Source organism: Cupriavidus sp. HE11 (assembly GCF_056097175.1).
In genome coordinates, this window is record NZ_CP184465.1 from 349,884 (window position 1) to 373,950 (window position 24,067).

At 64.1% G+C, this 24,067-nt stretch carries 25 protein-coding genes; 10 read left to right on the top strand and 15 right to left on the bottom strand.

Annotated elements, in window-relative coordinates; translation table 11 throughout:
- Positions 1 to 164 precede the first annotated feature (164 nt).
- Positions 165 to 1,136, bottom strand: coding sequence for a SphA family protein (locus tag ACOABP_RS19030; protein WP_474229486.1), 972 nt, complete (start codon positions 1,134 to 1,136; stop codon positions 165 to 167).
- A 199-nt stretch (positions 1,137 to 1,335) separates the two neighbouring features.
- Here ACOABP_RS19030 and ACOABP_RS19035 point away from each other — a divergent pair, with 199 nt between their 5' ends.
- The gene (locus ACOABP_RS19035) at positions 1,336 to 2,985 is read left to right on the top strand and encodes a heparin lyase I family protein (RefSeq protein WP_474229488.1); all 1,650 of its coding nucleotides are present in this window, start codon (positions 1,336 to 1,338) and stop codon (positions 2,983 to 2,985) included.
- A complete protein-coding gene (locus tag ACOABP_RS19040; protein WP_474229490.1) occupies positions 2,978 to 3,163 on the top strand; it encodes a hypothetical protein in 186 nt (61 codons plus the stop codon). The genes ACOABP_RS19035 and ACOABP_RS19040 overlap by 8 nt, the downstream gene beginning before the upstream one ends.
- A 65-nt stretch (positions 3,164 to 3,228) precedes the next feature.
- Here ACOABP_RS19040 and ACOABP_RS19045 read toward each other — a convergent pair whose 3' ends face one another.
- Entirely contained in the window at positions 3,229 to 4,290 is a 1,062-nt protein-coding gene (locus ACOABP_RS19045) for an SMP-30/gluconolactonase/LRE family protein (RefSeq protein ID WP_474229492.1), read from the bottom strand.
- Between the two features lie 228 nt (positions 4,291 to 4,518).
- Here ACOABP_RS19045 and serA point away from each other — a divergent pair, with 228 nt between their 5' ends.
- Positions 4,519 to 5,724, top strand: coding sequence for a phosphoglycerate dehydrogenase (serA, locus tag ACOABP_RS19050; RefSeq protein ID WP_474229494.1), 1,206 nt, complete (start codon positions 4,519 to 4,521; stop codon positions 5,722 to 5,724).
- Positions 5,725 to 5,899: 175 nt separating this feature from the next.
- Positions 5,900 to 6,883, top strand: coding sequence for a tripartite tricarboxylate transporter substrate binding protein (locus ACOABP_RS19055; protein WP_474229495.1), 984 nt, complete (start codon positions 5,900 to 5,902; stop codon positions 6,881 to 6,883).
- 89 nt (positions 6,884 to 6,972) lie between these two features.
- Here the strand turns inward: ACOABP_RS19055 and ACOABP_RS19060 are convergent, their stop codons facing one another.
- The gene (locus tag ACOABP_RS19060; protein ID WP_474229496.1) at positions 6,973 to 7,302 is read right to left on the bottom strand and encodes a DUF4148 domain-containing protein; all 330 of its coding nucleotides are present in this window, start codon (positions 7,300 to 7,302) and stop codon (positions 6,973 to 6,975) included.
- A 121-nt stretch (positions 7,303 to 7,423) separates the two neighbouring features.
- Positions 7,424 to 7,936 (bottom strand): redox-sensitive transcriptional activator SoxR, encoded by a 513-nt coding sequence (gene soxR / locus ACOABP_RS19065; RefSeq protein ID WP_474229497.1) that lies wholly within the window; start codon positions 7,934 to 7,936, stop codon positions 7,424 to 7,426.
- Positions 7,937 to 8,060: 124 nt separating this feature from the next.
- Between soxR and ACOABP_RS19070 the strand changes: the two genes are divergently transcribed.
- On the top strand, positions 8,061 to 8,489 hold the full coding sequence (locus ACOABP_RS19070) for a RidA family protein (RefSeq protein ID WP_474229498.1): 429 nt from the start codon (positions 8,061 to 8,063) through the stop codon (positions 8,487 to 8,489).
- A 325-nt stretch (positions 8,490 to 8,814) separates the two neighbouring features.
- On the opposite strand, the gene ACOABP_RS19075 is transcribed toward ACOABP_RS19070, so the two are convergent.
- Complete coding sequence (locus tag ACOABP_RS19075) at positions 8,815 to 9,114, bottom strand: hypothetical protein (RefSeq protein ID WP_474229499.1); 300 nt, start codon at positions 9,112 to 9,114, stop codon at positions 8,815 to 8,817.
- Between the two features lie 30 nt (positions 9,115 to 9,144).
- On the bottom strand, positions 9,145 to 9,447 hold the full coding sequence (locus ACOABP_RS19080; protein ID WP_474229501.1) for a hypothetical protein: 303 nt from the start codon (positions 9,445 to 9,447) through the stop codon (positions 9,145 to 9,147).
- A gap of 38 nt (positions 9,448 to 9,485) precedes the next feature.
- Between ACOABP_RS19080 and ACOABP_RS19085 the strand changes: the two genes are divergently transcribed.
- Positions 9,486 to 9,695: a hypothetical protein gene (locus tag ACOABP_RS19085; RefSeq protein ID WP_474229503.1), complete on the top strand. Its 210-nt coding sequence runs from the start codon at positions 9,486 to 9,488 to the stop codon at positions 9,693 to 9,695.
- Positions 9,696 to 9,810: 115 nt separating this feature from the next.
- On the opposite strand, the gene ACOABP_RS19090 is transcribed toward ACOABP_RS19085, so the two are convergent.
- The gene (locus ACOABP_RS19090) at positions 9,811 to 11,493 is read right to left on the bottom strand and encodes a phage integrase family protein (protein WP_474229504.1); all 1,683 of its coding nucleotides are present in this window, start codon (positions 11,491 to 11,493) and stop codon (positions 9,811 to 9,813) included.
- Between the two features lie 515 nt (positions 11,494 to 12,008).
- Here ACOABP_RS19090 and ACOABP_RS19095 point away from each other — a divergent pair.
- Positions 12,009 to 12,878, top strand: a complete 870-nt coding sequence (locus tag ACOABP_RS19095; protein ID WP_474229506.1) for a TolC family protein — start codon at positions 12,009 to 12,011, stop codon at positions 12,876 to 12,878.
- Positions 12,879 to 12,958: 80 nt separating this feature from the next.
- On the opposite strand, the gene tnpC is transcribed toward ACOABP_RS19095, so the two are convergent.
- From tnpC to ACOABP_RS19110, 3 genes are all read right to left on the bottom strand, one after another.
- Positions 12,959 to 13,309, bottom strand: a complete 351-nt coding sequence (gene tnpC / locus ACOABP_RS19100) for a Tn3 family transposase post-transcriptional regulator TnpC (protein ID WP_474229508.1) — start codon at positions 13,307 to 13,309, stop codon at positions 12,959 to 12,961.
- Positions 13,302 to 16,301: a Tn3 family transposase gene (locus ACOABP_RS19105; RefSeq protein ID WP_474229509.1), complete on the bottom strand. Its 3,000-nt coding sequence runs from the start codon at positions 16,299 to 16,301 to the stop codon at positions 13,302 to 13,304. The genes tnpC and ACOABP_RS19105 overlap by 8 nt, the downstream gene beginning before the upstream one ends.
- Before the next feature lie 117 nt (positions 16,302 to 16,418).
- On the bottom strand, positions 16,419 to 17,825 hold the full coding sequence (locus ACOABP_RS19110) for a BON domain-containing protein (protein ID WP_474229511.1): 1,407 nt from the start codon (positions 17,823 to 17,825) through the stop codon (positions 16,419 to 16,421).
- A gap of 301 nt (positions 17,826 to 18,126) precedes the next feature.
- On the opposite strand from ACOABP_RS19110, the gene ACOABP_RS19115 reads away from it, so the two are divergent.
- Together ACOABP_RS19115 and ACOABP_RS19120 are read left to right on the top strand one after the other, a co-directional pair.
- A complete protein-coding gene (locus ACOABP_RS19115) occupies positions 18,127 to 18,468 on the top strand; it encodes a hypothetical protein (protein WP_474229513.1) in 342 nt (113 codons plus the stop codon).
- 257 nt (positions 18,469 to 18,725) lie between these two features.
- A complete protein-coding gene (locus ACOABP_RS19120; protein ID WP_474229514.1) occupies positions 18,726 to 19,208 on the top strand; it encodes a hypothetical protein in 483 nt (160 codons plus the stop codon).
- A gap of 29 nt (positions 19,209 to 19,237) precedes the next feature.
- On the opposite strand, the gene ACOABP_RS19125 is transcribed toward ACOABP_RS19120, so the two are convergent.
- Positions 19,238 to 19,777 (bottom strand): malto-oligosyltrehalose synthase, encoded by a 540-nt coding sequence (locus tag ACOABP_RS19125; RefSeq protein WP_474229515.1) that lies wholly within the window; start codon positions 19,775 to 19,777, stop codon positions 19,238 to 19,240.
- Between the two features lie 216 nt (positions 19,778 to 19,993).
- Here ACOABP_RS19125 and ACOABP_RS19130 point away from each other — a divergent pair, with 216 nt between their 5' ends.
- On the top strand, positions 19,994 to 20,305 hold the full coding sequence (locus ACOABP_RS19130; RefSeq protein ID WP_474229516.1) for a hypothetical protein: 312 nt from the start codon (positions 19,994 to 19,996) through the stop codon (positions 20,303 to 20,305).
- A gap of 128 nt (positions 20,306 to 20,433) precedes the next feature.
- On the opposite strand, the gene ACOABP_RS19135 is transcribed toward ACOABP_RS19130, so the two are convergent.
- The 4 genes from ACOABP_RS19135 to ACOABP_RS19150 all read right to left on the bottom strand — a co-directional run bounded on the left by ACOABP_RS19135 (position 20,434) and on the right by ACOABP_RS19150 (position 24,063).
- On the bottom strand, positions 20,434 to 21,309 hold the full coding sequence (locus tag ACOABP_RS19135) for a BON domain-containing protein (RefSeq protein WP_474229518.1): 876 nt from the start codon (positions 21,307 to 21,309) through the stop codon (positions 20,434 to 20,436).
- A 164-nt stretch (positions 21,310 to 21,473) separates the two neighbouring features.
- Entirely contained in the window at positions 21,474 to 22,847 is a 1,374-nt protein-coding gene (locus tag ACOABP_RS19140; RefSeq protein ID WP_474230443.1) for an MFS transporter, read from the bottom strand.
- Between the two features lie 348 nt (positions 22,848 to 23,195).
- Complete coding sequence (locus tag ACOABP_RS19145) at positions 23,196 to 23,615, bottom strand: short-chain fatty acid transporter (protein ID WP_474229520.1); 420 nt, start codon at positions 23,613 to 23,615, stop codon at positions 23,196 to 23,198.
- Positions 23,616 to 23,718: 103 nt separating this feature from the next.
- On the bottom strand, positions 23,719 to 24,063 hold the full coding sequence (locus tag ACOABP_RS19150) for a hypothetical protein (protein WP_474229522.1): 345 nt from the start codon (positions 24,061 to 24,063) through the stop codon (positions 23,719 to 23,721).
- Positions 24,064 to 24,067: the final 4 nt, after the last annotated feature.

Consider the following 24,067-nt stretch of genomic DNA (forward strand, 5'->3'; position numbering starts at 1 on the left):
GACCCAATTCGCCGTGCTGCCTTGGCCTTGAGGTCAAACGTCAACGGATCGGCGCGCCCAAAGGTCCAGCCGCACTGACCGGCTCATCTTTGGGCGCGATGATGACAATGTCACATGACAGGAAAGTGATGCTTTAGTGATATTTTCGAGTCGTTCGCCGGGAATCAGAACACCAGCGTGGCCGTGGCCATGACGGTGGCCGTGCTGTCGAGCCGGTTCTTGCTGGTCACCGTCGGCACCCATCGCAGGCTGAATGACAGTGGTGCCTTGCCGCCCAGCTTGGTGTCGTAGGTGACGATCGGGCCGATCGTGAAGTCGTGCCCGCGGAAGCCGTTCAGGCGGTCTGCCGTGGGGCCGGTATCGTCGCCGAGTTGCTGGATCGTACCCATCACCAGACCCGCCCCCCACTTGCCAAACTTCTTCACGCCCATCACGTCCAGCGTGAACAGCGGCGCGTTCTGGTAGTCGGTGGCCGTATTGCGCGTATAGAACTGGAAGGCCGCCACGGCATTGAACTCCAGCCCGTATTCCGGCATCAGGTGCGTGAAGGCAACCTGCGGCACGAAGGTCCAGTTGTTCAGGCTGGGATTGGCCAGCGCGTTCTTGTCGTACTGACCGGTGGGCGCCCAGACGTTGAAGCTCAACGCCATATGGGTGGTCTTCGAGAAATGGTAGCCGGCGATCAGCGGGCTGAAATACATGTCATAGAGGTTCGACGCACGGTCGGAAGCGCCACGCGAGAACGTGTTGCCGCCGGGGCCGGCGAACACGGCGCTGGTGTGCACCGTCGTCCAGACATACGGCAGCGTGAAGCTGGACGCAAAATTCCAGGCACCGGGCCCGGTATCCCAGACCTTCATGATCGTTGCCAGCGTGAAAGCGATCTTGGCATCGATGCCTGCGGTGGTTCGCCCGCCGACCGGCACCTCGCGGCCGCTGCCGACCGAGCCATCCATATAGAGCTGCTGCAGATTGGCGATCCACACAGGCTGGTCGGGAATCACCCCAACGTTCGGCGACACGCTGGTGCCCGCCACCGGCCGCCCGAGCGCGCCTTCGGTGGCGTGTCCGGCCAATGGCGACAGCAGGCTCCCAACGGTCATGACACCGAAGACGGCCGAGCGTGCGCGAATCATGGGGTCTCCTTGCGGGCGTGTGAGGGCGCTGCGGTAACAAAAAAGGGATGCAGCATCCTCTCAGATTCCAGCGCGTCTGGAATTCAGTTTTATAGGTGCGCGAGTTGAATGTTTTTTTTGAATCGTGGCATCGCCTTGAAATCCATTCGGCCACGGTTTCCGAATTGACCGCAAGCAACGATTGCACCGGCCGGTGCTGATGGAATCTGACGCGGGATTTTCCTTCCCGTCTTGCTTCCTCCCTTCCGTCATCACCGTACTGGAGTTCACCATTATGCGAATCAATGGGAGTTTCCGCGCCCGCCAATGCTGGCGGGCCTGTCTTGCAACAGCCGCCCTGTTCGGGGCATTCCATGCATTGCTGCCCGATGCGAATGCGCAATATGCCTCCCGGCAGCTCAAACCGGTGGACGTATTCGATACCACGAAGAAAATCATCTATCAGGACGATTTTCGCGGCGATTTCAGGAAATGGACGCTTTCGATCGATGCCCTGTACGACCCCGCCGCGCGTCCGCTGACTTCCGACCGCGTCACCAGGGAAGCCATGGCCGGATTGTCGGGCCGCCTGCCGGTGAAATTCCATCTGCCGGGCACGCCGGGCACATTCCGGTCGGAACTGGCCCTCCCTGCCGAAGAGGGGCTGCAGGAACGCTGGTACGGCGCGCGCATCGCCGTGGATCAGATTACCGACAAGGCCGGATATATCGTCCTGCAATGGCATGCCGTCATGGGCCAGGACAAGGTGAACAGGAATTTCCCGAACCTGGCGATTCATCAGAAAGGCGACAAATGGGTGGTCGCGCGCGCGTGGGGCACGCCGGCCAATATTCAACGTTCGAGCACCGAACTCCCTGGCAGCGTGGTGCCTGGCATATTGACCAATTGGGTCATTCACACGAAATGGGCAACCGACAGCAGCGGCATCGTCGAGATCTGGAAGGATGACACGCTGGTCTACCAGCAAAAGGGCCAGAACGCCTATAACCTGTCCGTCGACCGCACGCCCTATCTGAAAACCGGCATCTACCGGCCGGCACGAAAGGATTCGACCACCAGCGAAGCGCCGATTGTCGTGCGTGTCAGCGACATGCGGATCGGACGCTCCGATGCAGGATATGGCGAAGTGTCTCCAGTGGTCAGCGGCACGCTGGACAAATGGAACAGCAATCGACGCACCGGAAGCCTGCTGTTTCCGATCGACTTCGGCAGGGAAGTGGACAAAGGCACCGTAGGGTTTATCGTCCCCCAGCAGGATGGCGTCACGGGCGGCCCGGCGTCGATGGTCTGGTCGGCGGGGCTGTCAGATCGGTCGATGTTCTCGGTCGAACTGACAAACCGGCTCGATGGCCGGAGCCGAAACGTCAATATCCGGGGCTACCGCCATAATGGCTGCACCTACGCGGCCATGAACGTGGCGGTTGACTGCCGGAACCGCAAGAACAGCCGGCTCGAACTGTTTTTCGACCGCGAAGATAATCGCGGGCTGCCAGAAGGGCTTTATGAGGGCAAGCTCACCGTCGAAGCGGCTCGGCTGGAAAGATGTGGCGTATCGCCGAACCATCAAGGCCAATATCCGGATATTCGTGACCGCAATCTCGGGCGAACTCAGGCCGGGAACGCTGACGGGCGTGCGCGGCCTGGATCGCCATATCCAGCGTGGCACGATTGGCTTTCTGGTGCCCGCCCAGTCGGACGCCAGCGGACCGCGGACCATGGTGGTAGATCAGGTATCGCAGGACACGAAATTGACGGTGACGGTTGCCGATCAGGGCACTGCGGCACGCTATCCCGTCGTGGTGCGCGCGCGGCGCCAGACCGGCACATGCGGCAAGGTCAGGATGAATAACACCTTTGCGTGCGGCGGCTATGACAAGCAAAGCGACCTGGAACTGGAATATCGCCCGGCAGATAATCCCGATCTGCCCGCCGGGCGGTACGCCGGCAGCGTTTTCGTACTGGCCCAGGGCAGTTACGAAAGCTGGTTCCAGCGACCCATCGCAATCGGACTGATCGTGCGGAAATAATGGCCGACCGGCCCGGCCCGCGTGCGCACGGAGCTGGGCTGCCGCCCTGCCATGCGTGACGACGGTCAGACCGCGCCGCGCGTCTCCACATACAGCGCGTACACCGAATGGCTGCTGGCCATATACAGGCGGTTGCGCTTCGGCCCGCCGAAGCACAGGTTCGGGCAACGCTCCGGCAGGTGGATATGACCAATCGCCTTGCCCTGCGCGTTGAACACGCGCACGCCGTCGAGCTTCGACGGATCGGCGCCCGGCGCGCCGCTGCTGCCCCAGCCGGCCCAGATATTGCCGTCCACGTCGACCTTGAAGCCATCGAGCGCGCCCGGGCCGTTTGCGTCGATCAGCCTGGTCTTGTTGCCAGGCTGGCCGTCGGCGCCTACGTCGTAGGCCCACATCACGCGGTTAGGCTGGGCACGCGATTCGATGATGTAGAGCTTCTTCTCGTCTGGCGAGAACGCCAGGCCGTTCGGACCATTCAGGTCGGCAATGACCTGCGTCACGCTGTTGTCCTTCGGATCGATCCGATAGACGGCGTGCGGCAGTTCCGAGGCCGCCTTGTCGCCCTCCCAGTCGCCGGCAATGCCGAACGGCGGGTCGGTGAACCAGAGCGACCCGTCCGACTTGCAGACGATATCGTTCGGCGAATTGAAGCGCTTGCCCTGATAGCGGTCAGCCAGCACGGTGATCGAGCCATCGTATTCGGTGCGCGTGACGCGCCGCGTCAGGTGTTCGCAGCTGACCAGCCGGCCCTGCCTGTCGCGGCAGTGTCCATTGGTGAAGTTGGCCGGTGAACGGAACACGCTCCACTGGTTCGACGTCTCATCGAACTTGATGATGCGGTTGTTCGGGATATCCGAAAACAGCAGGTAGCGGCCATCGGCAAAGTAGACCGGCCCTTCCACCCACCGGAACCCCGTGGCCACCTGCTCCACGGTGGAACTGAACAGCCGGTACTTGCCGAAGCTCGGGTCCAGGATCTCGACGGCAGGGTCGGGGTAGCGCTGGGCGGCCTTGAATTCGAACGCCTGCGCCAGCGCCTGTCCGCTCGCGGCCGCTGCGCCTAGCGCGGCGCCAGCCTTGAGCAGGTGGCGGCGCCCGGCGTCAACGCCCGTCTTGTTCTTGTCCATGCTGTCTCCTCATCGGATGGTGGAATCGGTCCAGATGGACCTTTATAGTTGTCCGACATCCTATGAGAAAAGTTGCCTCGCAGCAAGCACTTGTATGATGACATCCATTTGGATGTGCCTTGCCCATATCGCCAGCACGGGAAAGGTTCGGTGCTATGGTCTGGATGTGCGCGTCCGGGACAGGACGCCTGACATGCCTTCTCAACTCTCCTGAAGCACGCCCGAATCATGGCAAGCGCTCTCCTCCTCGAAAATATTCACGCCAGCGGGCAACAACTGCTGGGCCGCCACCACATCGACATCGCCACGCAAAGCAAGGCGCTGGCCGGCGAACCGCTGATGGCCGCCGTACGCGACCACGACCTGCTGGGCATTCGCTCGGCCACGCACCTGACCGCCGAACACTTTGCCAACGCGCAGCGCCTGCTGACCGTGGGTTGTTTCTGCATCGGCACGTCGCAGGTAGACCTGGGCGCCGCCGCGCATGCCGGCATCCCGGTGTTCAACGCACCGTTCTCGAATACACGTTCGGTGGCGGAACTGGTGATCGGCCAGACCATCATGCTGATGCGCCGCGTGCCCGAGAAAAGCCGTGCGGCCCATCAGGGCCAATGGCAGAAATCGGCCAAGGGATCGTTCGAAATCCGCGGCAAGACGATGGCGGTGATCGGCTACGGCAATATCGGCGCGCAGGTGGGTATCCTGGCCGAAGCCATGGGCATGCGCGTGGTGTTCTACGACATCCGCCCTCGCCTGTCGATTGGCGGCGCGGTGCCGATGCATTCGCTGGAAGACGCCCTGGCCGCCGCCGATGTGGTGACGCTGCACGTGCCGGCCACACCCCAGACCCGCAACCTGCTGAACGCGAAGGCCCTGGCGGCAATGCGTCCGGGCAGCATCCTGCTTAACGCATCGCGCGGCACCGTGGTCGATATCGAAGCGCTGGCGAAACTGCTGGACGACGGCCACATTGCCGGCGCCGCCATCGACGTATTCCCCGAAGAGCCGCGCAGCAATACCGACCCGTTCGTGACGCCGCTCCAGGGTAAGCCGAACGTGATCCTGACGCCGCATGTGGGCGGCAGCACCGAAGAGGCCCAGGAGAATATCGGCGTGGAAGTGGCCACCAAGCTCGCCAACTTCCTGGAAACCGGCGCCACGATTGGCGCGGTGAACCTGCCGCAGATCCAGCCCAATCCGCTGGACTCGCCGGCGCGGGTGCTGAATATCCACTACAACCGCCCCGGCACGCTGTCGCACCTGAACCAGGCGCTGGCCGAGATCGGCGCCAATATCGAAGCCCAGCAACTGCAGACCGAAGGCGACATCGGCTATGTCATTACCGATATCAGCCTGGTGCCGCCGGCAGGATGGGCCGAAAAGCTGATGGAACACGACGCGTTCATCCGCTCGCGCGTGATCGAGAACCGCTAGGCAGTACCCCGCCGGAGCCCGCATGCAGCCACCGCATGCGGGCGATGAAATCGGTGGATATGCACCGCACCCCCGCCGTTTCCTGATAGCCGCCGCCCGGCGGCATTGTCATACTGCGCGAACAACCTCGCAGACCGGACATGCACGATCCGGCAGACAATCAGGAGACAACCTCATGCAACGACGTCGCTTCTTCCGCGTAGTGCTGGCCGCTTCGGGCCTGTCGCTGGCTGCATCGCCCGGCACTCATGCACTGGCTGCCGATGAATTCCCCACCCGTCCGATCCGGCTTATCGTGCCGTACGGCGCCGGCGGCGTGACCGACCAGGTGGCACGCGCCCTGGCTGACGCGGCGGGCCGCGAACTGGGTCAGTCCATCGTCGTGGAAAACAAGCCCGGTGTCAGCGGCACGCTGGGCGCCACCCAGATGGTGACCACCGAGCCCGATGGCTACACGTTGAGCATGGCGCCCGTGGTGATCTTCCGCCTGCCGCACGTGCAGAAGATGCGCTACGACCCGCTCAAGGATCTGACCTACGTGTCGATGATCGCGGACTACAACTTCGCCGTGGCCGTGAAGAAGGACGCCAAGTGGCAGACCATGCAGGAACTGATCGCCGATGCGAAGGCAAACAAGAAAGGCATCAGCTACGGCACCACCGGCATCTATGGCAGCCAGCACCTGACGATCTCAGAACTGGCGCGCGTGTCGCAGTCGAACTGGACGCACGTGCCGTACAAGGGCGACGCCGAGGCCATTACGGCGTTGCTGAGTGGGTCGTCCGATGTGGCGGTGCTGTCCAACACGCTGCTGCCCTATGTGCAGAACGGCCAAATGCGCGTGCTGGCGACGCTGTCAGAAAAGCGCGCAGCCGACTTCCCGAATGCACCGACGCTGAAGGAAATCGGCTACCCGGTGTGGTCGAACTCGCCATTCGGCATCATCGGCCCGGCCAATATGAAACCGGCCGTCGTCAAACGACTCGACGAGGCCTTCCGCAACGCGCTCAAGGACCCGAGGTTCCTGAACGTGACGCGCCAGTACGGCATGGTCACGAACTACATGGGCCCGGAACAATACGCGGCCTATGCGCAAAAGGCGTTCAAGAGCGAGGGCGAAATCATCTCGCGCCTGGCCGAGGCAATGAAAAATCAGTAGGGGCTATCAAGCCGCGTTGTTCTGACGCGGTTCGATCGAGCCTTACAACGCAAAGGGGCCAAGCCTTTCGGATTGGCCCCTGCTCACCCTCAAGCCCCATCATAAAACGCATTCCGCGGACGGTCGATGCGAGGCACCGTGTTCGCGGCGTGCATCGACGCCTTGATGACGGGCTTTGCCACTGCCGCGGGCTGGATGCCCTGCTCCGCCGCGACCTTGGCCTCGGCGGCCTGGATGTCGGCGGGATAGTCGTCGTCGTTGCGGCCGGGGTGGTAGCCCGCCTTCTCCACGGCGATCAGATCGGCCAGTACCGAGGCCCGGGTAACCGGGGCCTGGGCGCTTTGGACGCTTTGTGCGAACGACATGGCGGGAGCCGCGACGATGGCGGCGCCAATCAGCAGTTTCTTCAGTGTGTTCATGATTTGCTCCTTGTCAGCAGGGGTTGCGAACAGGATTCATCATGGACGCCGGCATCCAATTGGCTTTTTCAGATTGCACGAAGTTGTCGGGTTGTCACGATCCGGTGCGGGCATAGCTGCTTCAGCGCCTGATGGCTTTTTGCCGATGCTGGCAACCGCCCTCCTCGATGTGCGCCCCCGGGCCCTGCTGCGCCAGCATGTCCTGCGGGTTGCGCAACGGGCATGCCTTCAGCGACAGGCACCCGCAGCCGATGCAGCCGTCGAGCTGGTCGCGCAGCATGGTCAGCGTGCGGATGCGGGCATCGAGGTCCTCTCGCCACGCTGCCGACAGCCGGCGCCAGTCGGCCACCGTGGGGGCCTTGTTGGCGGGCAGATGTGTGAACGCGTCTGCGATGGTCGCCAGCGGCAGGCCCATGCGCTGCGCTACGCGGATCACGGCCAGCCGGCGCAGGATGCCGCGCGGATAGCGGCGCTGGTTGCCCGCGCTGCGTGTGCTGGCGATCAACCCCTTCGATTCGTAAAAATGCAGTGCCGATACCGCGATGCCGCTGCGCTCGGCCACCTCGCCGACGGTAAGCGGGTCGCGAGCCCGCAGCGGGCGTTCCGCACGACGGGGGGCGGCGGTCTTTGGCATGGTGATCCCTCTTTTTGGAGAATATTCGAATTCCCTTGTACTGCGCGATGGTATCGCAACTGCGCTTGACCTCAAGTGTGCTTGAGGTCTGATACTGGCGCGACTACTGACTCAGGACCCTGCCATGCTGCTTGAATCGCCCCGCGCGCCGTACTTGCAATTCATGAATCCGCCTGACCTCTACGATCCGCGGTTGAACGGCTATTCCCACGTGGCCGTTGCCACCCGGGCCGCCCGGATCGTGTTCGCTGCCGGCCAGGGTGGCGAGGACATGTGCGGCGGCTTGCGCGCGGACTTTTCCGCACAGGTCACCCAGGCACTGGCCAACCTGCGTGTCGCGCTGCAGGCCGGGGGTGCCGATATCCCCGACGTGGCCAAGATCACCGTGCTGATCGTCGACCACTCGATGGAACGGCTGGCGATCTTCAGCCGGGCCTGGCAGGCACTGCTGGGCGAGTGGCCCGCGCCGGCTTGCACGTTGATCCCGGTGCCACGGCTGGCTCTGGACGGCATGCTGTTCGAAATCGAGGCGGTAGCGGTGCTGCCTGACTAAGGCCGCCCTTGGGCGCCATACCCCCTGCCATGCCCCGCCGAACGGTCTCCATACGAACGTATGGCTGACCGGCATGACCCGTGCAACTCCACGGATGACCCCGGCCGATGTCCGGGCCGGGCTTCCCAACACCGGTCGGCATTGCAAACAAACGGAAGTTCCACATCCGCCGACGATAATTTCGCCGCACCTTGACGACGCCGTGTTCAGCTGCGGCAGCGCTGCTGGCGCTGTTCTCGCCGGCACCGGAGCGGCACTGGTCTCCGGATACGGCCGACGTGCGTCGCCGATGCACCCGGCCGCTCGCGATATGGGTGCCCTCGGTCTACTGACGCTTGGCCGGGGCAGCCTTCGGCGCCGAGGCCGGGTAGTCATACGTTTGGGCCGACGAAGCCCCCTGATTAAGGCCCAACCCGCCACCATGGCTGCGATGGCCGTCCTTTGACAACCCCCACTCGCGCCCCCCCGGCGCCACATCGGACGCGGCCATGCCCGGAGCGCGGTTGTCCACCTTTGGCGTCTGGGGGGGTGTCTGGCCCCACGCCAGGCCCCCTGCCGACAGACAGGCGATGGCGCACAGGGCGTGGCGGGCACGCATCGAAATCGCAAGCTTCGGATATCGCATGATGGCGGCTCCTGTCGTCAATGGGCGCGACTACGATCGGTTGTCGACCGGCGGCGCATCGGGCTCCCCACTGCCGGTGTCTTGCAGATCCTGGCCGCCGATGCCGGCCGCCTTGTCCTCTTTGTCGTCTGGCCGCGTGGTGGCGCGCTGCTCTTCGCGGGCGGCGGGGCTTTCCTCGCTTGAAGCCCGACGCGTGGCAAGTGGATTGCGCTCTTCCCGAGCGTCCGGCCCGCTCTCGCGGTTCTGTGATGCAGCGTTGCTTTCCGGGGATTCGTGGGTGCGACGTCTGTCGCGATTCCGGCGGCGGCGGGTTCCTGCATAGGCGAAAGGCATGGGGCATCTCCTTGTTCGAATGAGAGGTTTATCGATGCTTGCAGGGTGATGCGGCCAGCGCGGCAGGCCTGTGCCCGGCGCGCTGGCTTGGTGCGTCGGACGATCAGCTTCCCGATCTGCCCAACGTGGAGCCGGATGTGCTTCCCGCTGTGGTGCCGGAGCCCGAACTGGCCGAGGAATCGCTACCGATGCCGGTCCCCAGGCTGCCTGTGCTGCCGGCCGCGCTGGATGTCGCGCTGCCGCCCTGACTGGCCGGGTTGCTCATGCCCTGCAAGGGGTCTGGCCAAGATACGCCAATCCGCTATCATAAGCGTTCAGGTTATGACTTCGTCTCGCCTTATTCTGTGATGGAATAAGGTTTACTCAAGCCATGAACGCCTGTCCGAACTGCCGCGCCCGCTTGACGTCGTCGGTGTGCAGGTAGATCGAGGTGGTCGAAATTGAGGCGTGGCGCAGGTTGTCGCGCACAGCGCTCAGTTCGACCCCCTTGGCTAGCGCGTGGGTCGCGTGAGTGTGCCGCATCCAGTGGGGCGTAGCTCGCCGAAGCTTTTCGGCCAGGGCCGGATGGTCATCCCCAATGACATCGGCCGCGAGGGCGAAGAACCGGCGCATGACCTCCCACAGCCGTAGCGGCCTGATGCCTGCAGTTGTGCCGTCCAGGCTGCCGATCACAGGCGTGGCCGGCTCCCAGCGGGCATGGGTAACGGGCAGGCCCCGCTCCTGCAGATAACGATCCAGTGCCACGCGCGCCAGGGGTGTCAGGGTGACCCTCGCGGGCTTGCCGCCTTTGCCGACCAGATGCAGCCAGTGATCGCCGGCGGCATCTGTTTCGATATTGCCCAGCGTGGCGTTGGCCAGTTCGCTGATCCGCAGCCCGGTCGCGTAGCCGAAATCCAGCAGGAAGCGCAGCCGTTGCGCTGCCGTGGCCTGCCAGCCGTATGACCATTCGAGTCCATTGGCAATCGCGCGCACCAGCAGCCATTCACCTTCCGTGAAAGCATGCGTGGTCTCGACAGCCATGGCGCGCTGGCTGCCGCGCACCTTGATGCCGGCAAACGGGTTGGCCACGACATAGCGCTGCTCGACCAGCCAGCGGAACATGGCATTGAGCACGGCGAGCGCATGGGCAATTGAGTGGGGCGACAGGTTGTCGACGAACGGGCGCCAATCCGGGGCCGTGCGCGGACGCGGCGGGCCGACCCACCGCTCGCGCGGCGTCGGCTTGCGCAGGAACGCCCGGTACTCCGTGGCATCCTTGGTGGTCAGCGACGACAGGGCCTTGCCCCGCGCGACGATGGCCCACAGGATCAGGCGTTCGGCTTCCTTCCGGTAGGCGCGCTGCGTGGCCGGGGATTCGTGCAGGGCGAGCCAGGCCTGGATAGCCTCGTAGTCATTGTCCACGCCCAGAATGCAGGTCGCCGCTGGCGCCCGGAAAGCCCCGGCCGAGCCGTCGACGTTGTGTGGCAGCCGCAACTGTTCCCAGCGCGTCACGATGGACGGACGCTCCGCGGCGATCAGGGCGCGGGCCCGTTCGGTCAACGCGGGATGCGCGGCGAAGAAGGCTTCGATCTTGCGCGCGTTGGCGGGCCCGAGCCCCGGGATGGCAGTCCACCATTGCCGCCGGCGCGGAATCCGTACGGTGAGGTCGCTCAAGGTCCGGATGCCAACGGCATACAGCACGCGCACCGCTCGCTCCGGCAGCCACAGCGCGATATCGTCGGCGATCTGCGGCGTCGGGACCGGCATCGCGCGCAGCAACTCGAGGGCTTGCGTGACAGCCCTGGCATGGCGGGTGCGAAGGGTCGCGGGACACTGGAACAGCGCGGCCAGGTCGGGGCGTTGGCGGTGGAGGGCAAACGTGGCCAGCTGCTGGCGCACTTGGCCGATGATGCCGCGGGCCGATTGGCCATGGCCGAGGCGATCGCGCAGGTAGCGCTCCGCGACTTGCCGCGACGAAGCGCCCTCGTACCAAGCGCGCAGGGCCGCCAGTGCCGCCGCGTCGGGAAAGTCGAGGTCGCCCTCGGGCATGTATGGGCGGGTTTTCATGAAGGGCAGTTTAGTACGAAAACAAAGCCACAGAGATAATAACTCTTATCTCTGTACTGCCGTCGGGCCACTCGTACAGTGCGGAGGCCGACACGGCCAATGCACCCCCTGCTTTCAGTAGCTGCCTGCTGAATATCTTCAAGACTCGGCTTGTTGCGATGTTCAGAGGTACTAACTCATTTGAGTGATGTGCGCAAAAATCTGCGTCAGCAGCTGGCCTAACCACGCAACGTCCGTTGCCGGAAAATCAGCGTCGCTATTGCTGGGCGTTGGAACTCAGGTCTCAAATTCCCTCCTTTGGGAGGATTGCGGCGGCGGTCGTTGGTTCCGCAAGACAGGTTGGGTCAGCCAGTGTCTCGCACGGAATTGGTTGAAATTGCAGCAACATGGGTGACCTCCCCGAGCTTTTGAAGACCTGGTAGTGTGGCGAACTTTCACGCTGGCTGAAGTACTAGCCCGACAGCCAGTCCTTCTTCTGCGCAATGGCCAGCACCTCGTAGAAGAATCCTGAGCAGATGTATTCAAAAACTATTGATATTAGCCAGGCTGAGTATGAGAAGTTAGATGCCTTTGGTAAGGACTCGGCGAGTTTCGGCTTCGATTCAAGTTATTATAATGTGTTGGCGGATACCCGTGCCAAGTCTGAGGGCGAGCTGCAGATCGCATTGGGCACGCTGGCATCGGATATGAACCTCGATCCGGGCCAGAGGATTGTCGTTCCCACTGTCGGCGACGGCGTCAAGCCGGATCTAAATTTCCTCGAGTCGGTTGCCGAACTGATGGCGGAGGCCCAGCGGGGGCATCCGGCGATAGCTGCGGCGCGCGCCCAACTTGAGGCAACCGTTGCCAAGGAGCAGCAGACTCGCGCCCAAGGGTGGCCGACCATCAGCTTCGTCAGCCGATACTCGCGGAACAACCAGCCGGCAACGCTCGGATTGGGCCAGCCATCCTTCCCTGCAACGAGCCATGACTGGTACTTCGGGGTGCAGGTGCAAATTCCCCTTTTTGAAGGGTTCGTTCGGACCTATCAGGTCCGCGAGGCACACGCTCAAGTTGAAGTGCAGCAATACACTCTAGACGAAGCTCGTAGACAGGTCGGCCTCGACGTTTGGAAGACCTACCAGACGTTGCAGGTCAATACCCAGAATCTCGAAAACACGGCCGCTTTGCTCCAAATCGCCCAACAATCGTACAACGCAGCCAAGTATCGGTACGCCGCTGGCGTCGGCAACATCCTCGAACTACTCAACGCCCAGTCCTCATACTCGGACGCAAACAGGCGGCGCATTCAAGCGCTGACGGACTGGCGGGCGGCTAGGCTCCAACTGGCCGCGAAGATCGGTCGGCTTGGTATCCCAGATCTGCGGCAGGTAGAAGGCTATTGACGGGGCCTGCGAGGGACATTTGATCGCGCATTACTTTCTACAGGTTTCGACACGACGCCCTCGTATTGTCGCGCCTACACCTACTCGTTTTCTTCCCCGGGCGGGATCCGCAACATCTCCAATGGCCGCAAGGCACGCTGAGTCTGCCTGAGAATAGCGATCCAGTCGTCCAGCTCTTCCATGATGGCGTCGATCTGCTCGGTCAGTGTTGGACCATTGGTCGTGTAGGACAAGATGGCGCCGTTGATCACGGTCTGCGCGATGCCGTGCAAGCGCAGTAGATCGTCGCGCAGCCCCTCTGGCTCGCATCGCGCGCGGATGCCGTCCAGCTGGTCCACGGCGCGAAGAATGGTGCGCGTGTCGAAGGTTTCTTGCAGTTTCTGCAGGGCGTCGGCATTGACCTTGCCGTACGGGGTATCAATGTCAGGCATGGCGGGGCTTGCGTACTGAATGAACGGGACCGGCAAATAGACTGTCTCGAATCCAGGATTCAGGGATGCGATCCAACTGCAGCTTGTAGTCACCGAAGCGTTTGATATTGCTGGTCAGATAGGGACTCAGGAACTCGATATCGGCGACATCCACCTGAATTCCCTCCTTTACCATGGCGCGCAGGGCCTGCATCATGTCGGCCGTGTTCTGCTGGATCACCGCCGATGCCACCAGGTCGTTGTAGCGCAGGCGCTTCTGCTGTTCGTCGGGGTCGTTCTCCGTGAGCACGTCGCCACCGAACGAAAACCACTTGGCGAAGCCGTTGTACGACTCGATCTTGTTGGTGGTCGCCGTGATCTCCTGACGCAGCTCGCGGCTGCCAATCCACTCCAGCAGGAAAACCGTGCGCACGACCTTGCCGAGTTCCTGTGCCGCCAGGAAAATACGGTTGCGGCGGCTTTCGGAGCCAAACCGGCGCAGCAGGAGCGGCGAGGAAATCGTGCCGGCCTGAATCGAAAGCGCAACCTGCATCAGGTCCTGCCAGTGGAACGTGATCAGGTCCCAGTCCACCGTGTCCGAAAACAGGCGGTCGATGTGCTTGTACTTGGTGTTGGCCTCGGCGCGATAGAGCTTCAAGTCCTGCCAGTTGCGAATTCGAGGCATCAACTTGATGCCAAGCAGATGTGTGAAGGCGAACACTGCCGCCGACTGGCCCTGCGTGTCGGCGTGCACGGTATCGGCCTCGACGCTCAAGCCGGCCTTGAGCAGCCCCTCGATCACATAGATGGCTTCCCAAACGCCGGGCGGAATGAAATGCCGGAACACCGCAATGTAGTTATCGGCCACGTGTCGGTAGGCCACCGCCCCCATCTTGCGGTACCGGAAGTGGTAGCCCGCCAGCAGGTTGTTGTCGTAGAAGTCGTACTGGGTGCCGTCGGCCGCGACGGTCTTGCCATCGCCCCAGTGCTTGGGCAAGTCAAGTCGCAGATACAGTTCGATCAATTCCCGTTGCGCGGTTTCAAGACGCTCCAGGCTCAGGTGCCGGCGGTTGACGAACGACATCATGTGCGGCGTGACCCGATCTCCCATGTGGCGGGCGGCCTGGGTGGGCCCCAGGTTGCAGCCCATGGCGAAGATGGTCAGCAGGTAGCGCTCGGCGGCATGGCGAATCTTGGGGTCGCTGCCGGAGAGCGGGCCGAAATGCCGCGTGAAATGGGTCCAGTGCTCGATGTTGGTCAGCACATCCAGCAGATTGCGTGTTGGCATGCGCCGGATCAGCGCCTGCTGCAGGGCTATCGCGCTGGCCGCGATCTCCCTGGCGACGGTCCGTTTGAGCACTGGCTCGCCGTCCTGGCCGATGGTGACATGCTGGCGCTTGTCGGGAAAACTGGCGTCCAGCGTACGCGCCGCGTCGGCCAGCCATTGGCGCAACTGCGCCACGAACTCCTGCGCGTTGGCTGGCATACCCAGCTTGGCGCAGTATTCCGGAAGGCGCCGTTCACATTCCCGCCACGGTAACAAGTGCGCTCGGTAATCTGCAAAGGCGTCGGAACCCACGACGCACAAGTCGCCGGAACGCAGTTCGTTGACCATATGCGAGAGCACACACAGTTCCAGGTAGCGCCGGTTAGTGGGGGCGCCCTGGTCTTGCGGGCGGCGCACGAGCTTACGCCATCGTTCCGAGGCGAAGCTGACGTCGACCGCGGCGTTGATCCATTCCCGATGCAGGGCTTCGTTTTCCAGCACGACTTCCAGTGCCGCCAGCAGCGTGCGGGACTGGCTGGTCGACTCCCATTCGAGCACCTGCGCCAGACGCAACATGACAGAGCGGTGCGCCCGGAAATGTCGCCACAGCAGCGGCAGGTAATTGTTGCCGCTGAAGGCTCGCACTTCGGCGCAGCTCTCGCGCAGGGGCTCCAGATCGCCGGATGGGGCAAGGAAGCGGCGCACCTGTTGGCCGATCAGCGCGTCGTCTTGTCCTTCGGCAACGATATCGACCACGCCGTCGAGCACGGTGACCAGCTTCTCCATCTGTGCGCGCTGGCGCGATTGGATGCGCTCCATCTCGTCGCGCGCCCGTTTGTGAATGGCGCCCATGCGACGGATGAACATTTCCGCGAGGTCGTCGCGGGTGCGTACGCGCATGTGGTTGAGCAGCGCGACGATCAGCGTGTAGCGCTTCTCGGGCAAGATTTCCCGGAGGTTGGCCGCGTCCAGGCTCATAGCCTGGCTAGCCAGCGAGCGTAGCTTCGAGGCTGGCACGCCTTCTATCGCGCGCGAGAAATCGCCCAGACCATCGAGTAAGGTCAAGTGTTCTACGAGGAGGTTGAGATGCTTGCGGGATGGCCGGCGCGCGTGGCGCTTGATGTTGTTGTAGGCGGTCACGCGGCTGGTGAATTCCCGGGTGAGAAGCCGGTCCAGCCGCTGCCGCTCCTCATCCGACAGGCGCCTTGCGACACGTCGGAATAATGCGGTCTGTGTGCGGGTGTGAATCTGCTCGGCAATGTTGTCCAGCGTGGAGAACGCTGGCAGCTCGACTTGGCGCAGGATCAGCGCATCGATAGTGGCGTTGATAATGTCCACCGGCTGATCCATCGTTTCCGCGGCTTCGCGCGCGGCGCGGATCGTGGCCTCGTTGGCATCGGTGCCAATATAAGGCTGGACGCCGAGAAATTCGCGCACCGCTGTGTAATGCCGGTACAGCGTGGGGGACAGCTTGCGGTCATAGCCAAACGCCGCGTCTGGCGCCAGACCAGCGCTGGCTCGCACGTGGTCGATCACGACAACGGGAATGCTGTCCAGGTTGGGGAAGTAATGCAGTTGCTGGAAAACCTTCAGCAGCACCAGCAAGCCAAGTCGCGGGCCTTGGCCACGGGTAGATCGGGTGGCCCACTCGAGTTCTTCGGCTTCCGGCGTGTAGCAGGCCTGTAACTCCTTGGTGGAGAAAACCTTCGGGAAACGCGGGTAGGCGGTACGCTCGACGGTGGCCATACAGGATCTCGGCAATCTCTGAAGGGCCAGCCAGTCTAGCCGAGGAGCGTCGCAAAATTCCAGAGCCCCCGTTATAACTGATGGAAATGGCTTCGCGCACTTATATAACTAGAAGGCTTATGATAGCGGATCGGGTGTATCTTGGTCGGACCCCTGCAACGTGCGCGAGCCGCCTGTCCGGCCCTGGCCTGCCGCACCGCCCATGCCGGTGTCGCGCGTGACGCGAATCTGGTTGTGGACATCCTTTACGCCGAACACTTCCTCGGCCATGTCCTCGATCCGGTATTTCTGCTGGCGGTCCTGCACGGTGCCGCTGAGCGTGACCACGCCGCTGGCGACGGAGACTTCCACCTCGCGGACATCGACACGTCCGCTCATCGCCAGGCGCTCGCACAGGTCTTCGCGGATACGTTCGTCCGAACGCTGGTAGCCCTTCGGGCCCGCACGCTGGGCGCGTCGGGCGGCTGCAGAACCACCGGCCCCGCCGTAACCGCGATTCAGGTCGCTGCGTTCGTTCGCGCCGGTAAAGTGCTCGTACGCCTGTTCGTTAGGATCGTAGCCGCCGGCCCCCGTGCTACCGCCGTAGCCACGCCCGCCCCGGTCACCCATCGGCCCAGGGCCGGCTGCATGGCGCTCGCGCCGCTCGCGCTCGTCCATCCAGTCGGCGGCGGCCCGGCGCTGCCAGGTCTGGTGGCTCTGGCCCACCGCCGGTTCCTGGTGACCATAGTCGGAAACGCCATAGCCGCCGCGATAGTGCGTGCGCATGTCGGGTTCCGACCCCGTCGGGCCTTCCCAGCTGCTGCCCCAGGCACCTCCGGTGTCACGGCCTTGCATCTGGCGACCTTGCTGGCGGCCTTGCTGGTAGCCCTGTTGGTGTCCTCCACGCCCTTGTTCCCATCCGCCCTGGCGCTGCGGCGATCCGCCACGCGCCGGCTGGTCCCAACCCGCACGGCCCTGTCCCCACTCGTCGCGCTGGCTGCCCTGCTGGCTCGACCATTCGCTGCCGCGTCCCGTGGCGTCTTCCTGATGCCAGTCGCCCCAGCGTTCGCGTTCGGCGTGGCGCCGTGGCGTGTTGCGGTCGCCGGCGTCATGCCCGGACGGCTGGCGGCCCTCGTCATACTCCCCGTACCGACCTTCGCCATAGCCTTCGTCGTAGCGCCGACTCTGGCCTTCATAGCCGCCATAGCCGCTCGATGACGACACCGATGTCGAGCCTTGTGACGATGTGCCCTGCCCGCTCCAGCGGCTGCCGCCAGGCTGCTGGGCACTGGCTTGCCAGTCGCTTCCCGCGCCCGGTTGGCCCGGTTGTGACTGGCTTCGTCCCTGCCAGTCGCTGCCGCCCTGTTGGCGATGCGTGAGCCAGTCTCCGCCGCTATAGGCCTCTTGCTGGCGCTGCCTGCCGCCCTGCTGGCGGCGCTCGCCGCGCTCATCGCGCTCGGTCCAATCGCTGCGATCGTCGCGTTCCGCGCCATAGGTGCTGTAGCGGTCGTCGGAACCACTACCCCTGTTGTTCCCCTGGTTCATGAGCGTCTCCGGTTGGCGGGTCAATAGGTCAATACGGAACTGGCGACGCAAATTCCATACCGCTGACCCGGCCATCGGCATCAGCGCGTGATCCACTGCCGCGCAAGCGGCTTCGGCAGCGCGCCCGAGGCCGCCTGCGGGGTCGCCGCCGGTTCGATTTACACAGCCATATAAATCCTGCCAACGGGCTTCACATGCTGTAGTCAACGGCCTACACCCAATTCAGTCGCGTCCCCCTGAGCGCTCGGGTGGCGGAGTCATATCGTGGAGTCACCGCCACCAGTTTTTCGGGAGACAAACCATGAAACGCTTGCTCACCACTACCGCCCTGGCCATCAGTGCGCTCTGCTGTGTGCCCGTGATGGCGCAGCAGGCACCCCTTTCGCCCAGCGCACCGAACCCAAGTGCGCCGCCGGCCCCCGAAGGCCCATCGACGCAGCGCGGCAGTTCGGGCGGCGGCGCGATGATGTCGGGCGACTCGACCATGCAGCAGGACAAGGACGCGACGAAGACCCAGAAGACGAAGAAGAACACCGGCCAGCACGCCAAGAAGCCTCGCGAGCAGAGCGCGTCGCCGGTTGCCACGCCGACCGCGCCTTCAGGCCCCAAGGGCGATTCGCCCGATCCGGTCCCGAAGCAGTAATCGGCAGGTCACGCCGGCGGGTCTGCCTTTCCACGGGCTTGCCCCGTAGACCCGCTTGCAGCGCGCCGCACGTTGTTCCCCAAATCGGAGCAGCGTGCGGCGCGTTTTTTGCATGTTTCCTTCCGATTCGAAGGCCGGCGATACCTTTGTCGAATCCAGTAAATGCCGATCTGCAAAAGATTAACCACGCGAACAACGCGATTCGGCCGCTGGCCAGCGCGCTTCACCTACAGTAAAAGCATCAACCGGAGACGTACATGGATGCACTGAACACCATGCTGGCGCGGCTTAGCCGTCACGCCATGCAGTGTGCAGAAGCGCTGTCGGCCGTGGCGGCGGCCGCATCGGACCCACAGATTCGGGCGGTGCTGGCCCATCGCGCCAACATGCAGCGGTGCGCGTCGGTGGAACTGGCAACCCGCGCCGCATCAACCAGTGACGGCGTCGGCAAGGACGGCACCGCCGACCGCACCCGCGATGTGCAGCATGTACCGCCGCCCGCAGAGTCTGGCGAACTGCCGCTGTTGCGTCACGCCGCCCAGCAGGCCGGCCGCGCCGCATCCGCCTATGGCGAACTGTTGCGGGAGCCGATTGCCGATCCGGAACTGCGCCTGCTGCTGGCCCACTACTATCGCGGTGCCACGGAACTGCAGCGTATGCTGGAACAGCGCGCAATGGAATTCACGCCCGCCCGATCACCTGGCGCAAGCGCCCGCCGGATGGTGCCGCCCGTGCACTAGGCGTCAGGCATCCTGGGCATTCCCGCGCTTCAGGTCGAGGGCGGCGGCACCTTCAGCGCCGCCTGGCGGCGTGCCGTCAGTTCCTGCTGGGGCTGATACTGCCGGATCACCAGCGCCACATAGTCTTCGTCGTCGGGATTCACGACCAGGTAGACCAGTCCGGACATCACCAGCGCCACCTCTCCCAGTTGCCCGGCGATGCGCGCGGCAACAAAATACTGCAGCAGATTGGGCTCCACGGTGGCATCGATGGCGCGGGCGGCGGTGCATATGGTCATCATGCACTGCTCGGCCGCGCGGCAGACCACCACCACTTCGTCAATGGCATAGCCGGTATGCGCACCCCGCACCATGACCGATACGCCGTCGCTGGTATTGGCGCGATGCCATCCCGGCTTGGCCTGGAAATCGGGCAGCGTCAGCTTGGCGCCCACGTCGTGGGCCACCACGTTGAACTGCTGGGCAAAGTCGTGCGGGCTGATGGCCAGCAGCTGTTTTTCGACGGGCGTGGAAGACACGGCCACGGAGGACGCCACGCTGAGGGTGGCCAGAACGCCGGTCAGGTTCATCGCTATCTCCCTCGCACGATGCTTGCCTTGCTTCAGCAATTGCCGTTCCAGCCTCTTTGCGGGCGGATTCGGCAGACTGGTTTCTGCGGCGGTCCCCTGAGACCACTATAGGCGCCGCGCCCGCCGCATGCGAATCGGCCTGCTCCGCCTCCATTGGCATGCAACTTGCCGCCAGTGATGAATATCCGACGATGCAATACGACCAGAGGAGTGACGATGAGCAAGACCACCCGACACGGCCGTCCGGACGCCGACAGCAAGAGCCGGAACAAGGAAGCCGCAGAGCCGGAAGGCATCCCCAGCACGCTGGACCCGCGCTTGGACCCCGAGGCTGCCGACGAGATCGAGAGGGAACTGGGCGATTTATCACGAGAGCGTCACGAGCCTGACGACGACGAACTGCCGGAGGACGAAATCTTCGACGAAGTACGACGTGCCGCCGAGGAATTGCCATCCGATACGCCGGTGGATCGCGCCGACCAGACCGACAAGCGGATGGAGACTCCGCCCAGCGGCAGCGACCTGTAGCGGCCTGTCCGCCTGCGGCAGCCCGCCTGCGCCACCGGGCCCTCCCGAAAGCAAAAAGCCCCGGCAGGGCCGGGGCTCGCAGGCGGGTGGTCCGGATGATACGCCGCGAATATTGCAGAAATAACGACTTATTCGGATGCCAGCACGCCGTAGGGACGCACGTGGATCTGGTTGACCACGTCGGAGACACCGTACGTGTCATCGGCAAGATCCTCGATCTCGTACTTCATGCGGCGGTTGTCCACAGTGCCGGTCAGCGTGACCACACTGCCCGACACGGCCACCGTGACATCGCTGACGTCCAGCGTCGGCGCGTGCGTCAGGCGCTCGCAGACCTCTTCGCGGATGCGCTCGTCGGAGCGTGTGTAGTTCTTGGGGCCGGCCGGGCGGCGGCCATAAGCTTCGGGGCGGCGTGCATGAACCGCCTCGCCCAGGCGCGGGCGTTGGCGGAAATTACGACCCGATTCCACGCCATAGTCCTCGTAGCCGGAGCCATAGCGGCTGCCCTGCCCGCCGCCGTAGCCGTATGGGCGCGCGTAGCTACCCTCGTAGCCGCCACGCGTGCCGCTCCAGCGCTCGTCGCGGCCCGGCATCGGCGAGTTCGATGTGCGCGCGCCGGCGTCGTAGCCGTCTTCGTAGCCGCTGCTGTAGGCGCTGACGTAGCCCGGGCTGTGCGGGGAGCTTTCGTCAGGCGTTTCGTCATATGTCGATCGGCCCGGATAGTAGACGGTGGCGCCGCGTGAACGCCATCCGCCGCTCAACTGCGCGGTGCGCCCCTGACGCCAGGCGCCACGATTACGGGGATCTTCGTTGCCCCAGCGCGCGTCGCCGTCATCGTAGGCGTCGTACGGATTACGTTCGCCGGCGTTGCCATAGCGGCCTGCCGACAGGTCGCGGCGGCGCCAGTGTCGATCGTCGCCAGGCACGTTGCCATAGCCCTCCTCGTAGCCTCCGTACTGCTGGTCGGGCCTGCGGCGGCGGCCGTAGTCGTCTGATCGGTTCATTGCCTTGCCTCCGTGAAGCCGGGGCGAAGATCGCCCCCGATACAGGCAAGCGGGCAAGTTTCGTACCGGAGCGGGCGGCCATGAAAAATGGCGCCGGGAGCACCGGCGCCATGCAGTTTCTACAAGACCTGCGCGCAGGTCTTGCGCGACTGGCTGCAGGCCATCTACGAGGATTTGCGCGCGCCCTGCATTGCCGCGCTGTCGGCACTTTGCGGCGTCACGAGCCGGAGCCCACTTGCCACGGCAGCCGCCGCCGCGAAGCCGGCACCGAGGCTCAGCGCCAGGGTCGGCCCGTGCTCGCCGGCAATGCCGAACGACAAGGCCACCAGGGCCGCGCCGGTGGCCTGCCCCAGCAGACGCGCCGTGGCCACTACGCCACTGGCCCCGCCAGCGCGCTCGCGTGGTGCGCTCGCCATCAGTGCCTTCAGGTTCGGGGACTGGAAAAAGCCGAAGCCGGCGCCACAAATCGCCATGCGGATGCCGATATTGAGCACGCTGGCATCGGCAGGCATCATCGCCAGCGACGCCATGCCCACGGCCATGATTGCCAGGCCGATGCCGCCGAGCAAGCCCGGCGGATAGCGGTCGGACAGCCGGCCCGCGATAGGCGCCATCACGGCCACCACAGCGGACCAGGGCGTCAGCAGAAAACCTGTCTCCACGGGATTACGGCCCAGCACATGCTCGAAATAGAACGGCAGCGACACGAACGCCAGACCCTGCGCGGCAAAGGAGCAGACGGCGGTGGCCGTGGACAACGCGAACATCGGCCGCTTGAGCAGATCCACCGGCAGCATCGGCGCCGGATGTCCGCGCTCGCGGCGCAGCAGCAGCACAAAGGCCACCACGAAGATGGCGGCGGCGGCCGCGACATATTCCACCGGCTCGCGTTGCACGCCCTCGCCAAGCGCGAAGATCAGCGCGGCGAACGTGATCGCATTGAGCACAGCAGCCACCGGATCGAAACCGTGCTGGCTGCGCTTGGTCTGCGGCAGCGACGGCCAGGCGATGAACAGCGCCAGCAGCCCGATCGGCAGGTTGACGGCAAACAGCCAGGGCCACGAGCCAAACGACAGGATCACCGAGGCAACCGTGGGCCCCACGGCAAACGACACACCCACGACCAGCGCATTGAGGCCCACGCCGCGGCCAAGCCGATGAATCGGAAAGATCGCACTGATCAGCGCCGTGTTGACACTCATGATGGCGGCCGCGCCAACCCCCTGCAGCAATCGCGCCGCCGCCAGGGACGGCAGCGACCAGGCCATTGCACAGACCACCGACGACACGATGAACACCACCACGCCACCCAGGTAGATGCGGCGATGCCCGAGCACCCCGCCCAGTGCCGCGAACGGCAGCAACGTCGCCACCATGGCGAGCTGGTAGGCATTGATGATCCAGACCGACGCGGCCGGCGTGCTGTTCAGGTCGGCGGCAATGTTCGGCAGCGCCGTATTGGCAATGGCCGTGTCCAGCGTTGCCAGCGACACGGCGATCATGATGGCGGCCATCCCGCGCTTTTCGCGGGCGGTCATCGGGCTGTCGGCGGGAGGCGCGGCGGCGGTGGAGGGGCTGGCGGACGCCGGTGTTTCGCCTTCGGCGGGCGGGCTTGCGTGGTTCTGCACGATATCGATCCGGGGGCGGGCTGGAACGGATGGGAAGTGGCGACACAAATGACGCAGCAATCATTGCGCCGTCAAGTATCGCAAGTCGAGACAATACGCCAAAACGCGCCCGCGTGCTGGCGCCGGATTCCGCCCAGCCATGCCCTGCTGGCACGGCTTTGCAACGAACCAAGAAGATTGGCCCGTGATCGTCGCCGAACACGGGCCAATATCGTTCAAATCGGGGGCAATCCGGAAAACCGGTGCCGGGTCGGACGCTCAGTTCGGCCCGTACTTCATCTGGACATCGTCCACGCGCTGGGTGCGCATGTTATAGAGGCAGGTGTAGCGGAAAGCCATGGCTTCCTCGCTGGCATCGGGCTCGAACGTGCCTTCGCCGCTGATCGACGTCTGGTTGGTCGTCTGCTGCGCGATGCGCTCGCGATCCGGCATCATCATGACGCTGCCCGGCTGGGGATAACGGGTCTTGACCGCGTCGGCAACCCGCTTTTCGCAGGCATTGCCGGCCGCATCAAGCTGGGCGCGGCTGACCCCGCCCTGGGGCGTGGTGATGGTGGTCGATGGCTGCTGCGGCATGCGCGGCGCCGTGGGCGGCGGCAGCGGCGAACTCGCGCAGCCGGCCAGGATCGCGGCCAGCAGGGCCGTTGCAAACGGGAATGAAATCGTAAAACGTGGCATCGGGTCTATCCGGAGTCGGCGCAAAAAACCGTCGGAGGACGGGGTGCTGATCTATTCGACTCTATGTCAGAAATGCTTTTGGAGCAACCTGACGCCGCGTCATTCACTGCGCCGAGGGTGCCCCAGGCAGCGCGGCACGCCGGGCCTTGACCCGCGCAATCTCGGCAAGCTGGGCCTCGAATTCCTTGATCTTGCACGCCTCGACATCGTCCAGCTTGCTGCGGTCGACGTGGGCCAGCAGCACGCCAAGCGCATCGCCAATCTTGCCGAGCTGGGCGCCGTAGGAGCCCACTTCGTCGAGGATGCGGGCCTCCAGTTCGGGGTTGGTGCTGCGTCCCAGATTGATATTGATCAGTCCAAACTGGCCGCCAACGGTGCGCACGAACCAGTTCCATGGATTGATCGACTGGATGACGTCGCCGGAAAGCGGCAGGCGGAAATCGGGCATGGCG